General features: G+C 73.1%; 2 protein-coding genes. Both read right to left on the reverse strand.

The features are described 5' to 3' along the window. On the reverse strand, positions 1 to 1,324 hold a 1,324-nt coding region (locus PKE44_RS12215; protein WP_324551553.1), incomplete at its 3' end, for an AAA family ATPase. A 27-nt stretch (positions 1,325 to 1,351) separates the two neighbouring features. Beyond that, on the reverse strand, positions 1,352 to 2,431 hold the full coding sequence (gene aroB, locus PKE44_RS12220) for a 3-dehydroquinate synthase (RefSeq protein WP_324551568.1): 1,080 nt from the start codon (positions 2,429 to 2,431) through the stop codon (positions 1,352 to 1,354). Positions 2,432 to 2,460: the final 29 nt, after the last annotated feature.

Consider the following 2,460-nt stretch of genomic DNA (forward strand, 5'->3'; position numbering starts at 1 on the left):
GCGCTTCGGCGGGGGCCGGCGCCGGGGCATCGGGCTGCGTTGCAGGGGCAGGGGCTGTGGCCCCGGCCGGGCGCTCGACCGCGATGCCCGGGGAGGTTTCGTCTGCGGTTGCGACAGAGGACCCGGGAGCGGTAGTCGTCACCGGCGCCGTGACCGGGGCTTCGGGAACGGCGGGGAACTGCGCAGCGCCCGGGCTCGGGACCGGCAGTGGCACCGGGACCGGCAGGCCGGCTGGTGCGTCGCCCGCGGGCGGAGCTTCGGTGCCGGACGGCCGGGGCGGGCGGACATCGCTGCCGGTGGCCGGCTCCGGCGCACCGTCATGACCGACCGGGGCGGGGGCTGGCGGCTGCGTGTCGGGTCCGCTCGCCGGCGGCAGCGCCGCGACCGCAGGCTGAGCGGTCGCGATGGCCGGCCCGGCAGGGTTGCGGGTGGCCGGCGCAGGCAGGTCCGGCGTCACAGCGCTCGCCGGCGTTGGCTGGCCAGCGGCCGGCGGCTGCGCGCTCAGTGTTGCGGCCGGCGGCTGCGCAGCGGCTGGCCCGGTGAAACCGCCCGGCAGCTGCCGGTACAGCATGGCGCCGATGGCGGTGACGATCACGGTCGCCAGCACCAGCGCGACCGGCAGGCTGCGCCCGCCACGCGGGCGATCGTCGAGCAGCGCGATCAACGCGCCGGGCACGCCGCCGGTGCGGCTGATGGCCCGGCGCCCGGCGGCGCCCTGCAGCCGCGGCGGCAGCGTATCGGTGTGGCGGGCGAGGAATTCGAGGCTTTCCTCCAGCGTCAGCGCCGGCAGTGCGGCCACGTAGACGCGCTGGCGCGACAGATGCTCGCCGGCGACGGCAATGCGCTGATCGAGATCGCCGCTGCCGGCCAGGATCACGTTCATCAGGCCGCTCTTGCCCTTGTCCGCCGACAGCCCGAGCCGGATCAGCAGCGACAGTTCCAGCGAGGACAGGTGCTCTGCCGCGTCGATCAGCACGACCGGGCAGCGTCCGCTGCCGTGCAGGCCGGTCAGGTGCTGGATCAGCGCGCGACGGGTCTGGGTCGGATTGCCGTCGGTCGGCACGCCGAAGGCCACGGCCAGTCCGACGAGCAGCCCGCCCTTGCCGGCACCGGCCATCAGGTGCGCGATGGCAAGCTGTTCGTCCTGCGCGAGCACTCCGGCCAGCCGTTCGAGCAGCAGGCTCTTGCCGGCGCCGGGCGGCCCCTTGACGACGCCGATGAACGCCCCCGTGTGGGCCAGGCGTTCGAGTGCTTCGGTCGTGCGGGCCAGTACCGGTGTGACGTACCAGTGACCGGCCCGGGGAATCGGATGCGGCTCGTCCATGCGCAGTGCCTGGGGTCCGGGCCGCGCTCAGCGGCAGCAGGCGTCGAGCGTGGCGCGCAGCAGCGCCGGTGGCGTATCGCCGCGCACGACCGCGTTGCCGAGCCCTTCGAGCAGCACCAGCCGGATGCGGCCCTCGCTGGCCTTCTTGTCGACGGCCATCAGGTTCAGGAAGTCGTCCGCCCCGAGGCCGGCCGGCGGCGCGACCGGCAGCCGTGCGCGCTCGAACAGGCGCTGCACGCGCCCGAGCTCGGCTGCGCCCAGCCAGCCGAGCCGCGCCGACAGGTCGAGCGCCATCATCGTGCCGGCGGCCACGGCTTCGCCGTGCAGCCAGTTGCCGTAGCCGCTGCCGGTTTCGATCGCGTGTCCGAAGGTGTGGCCGAGGTTCAGCAGCGCGCGCTCGCCGCTCTCGCGTTCATCCCGCCCGACGATGTCGGCCTTGTCCTGACAGCTGCGCTGGATCGCCTGCGCCAGCGCCTGCGGCTCGCGCGCCAGCAGCGCATCGAGGTGGGCTTCGATCCAGTCGAGAAAGGGCAGGTCGCGGATCAGCCCGTACTTGATGACCTCGGCCAGACCGGCAGCCAGTTCGCGATCCGGCAGCGTGTTCAGCGTGTCGGTGTCGGCGATCACCACGCGCGGCTGGTGAAAGGCGCCGATCATGTTCTTGCCGAGCGCGTGGTTGACGCCGGTCTTGCCGCCGACCGACGAATCGACCTGCGCAAGCAGCGTCGTCGGCACCTGTACGAATGACACGCCGCGCTGGTAACAGGCCGCGGCGAAGCCGGTCATGTCGCCGATCACGCCACCGCCGAGCGCGAGCAGCGTGCAACCCCGATCAAAGCGCGCGCGCAGCAGCCGGTCGAACACCTGTTCGAGCACCGCGAGCGTCTTGTACTGCTCGCCATCCGGCAGCACGACGGTCTCGACCTGCAGACCTTCGAGCGCCAGCAGCGTGGCTTCGAGATACAGCGGCGCCACCGTCTCGTTGCTGACCACCAGCACCTGCCGGCCCGGGATGCAGGAGCGCCAGGCCTCGGGCTGCCGGAGCAGGCCGGGGCCGATCAGGATCGGGTAGCTGCGGTCGCCGAGATCGACGGTCAGGGTCTGCATGGGTGCGACGGACATGGCGGGAAACGGGT

It is taken from the genome of Plasticicumulans sp. (genome assembly GCF_035331805.1).
Taxonomy (GTDB): domain Bacteria; phylum Pseudomonadota; class Gammaproteobacteria; order Competibacterales; family Competibacteraceae; genus Plasticicumulans.

Excerpts from the sequence above, each read along its gene's own strand:
- aroB (WP_324551568.1), bottom strand. The coding sequence starts at position 2,431 with ATGCAGACCCTGACCGTCGATCTCGGCGACCGCAGCTACCCGATCCTG.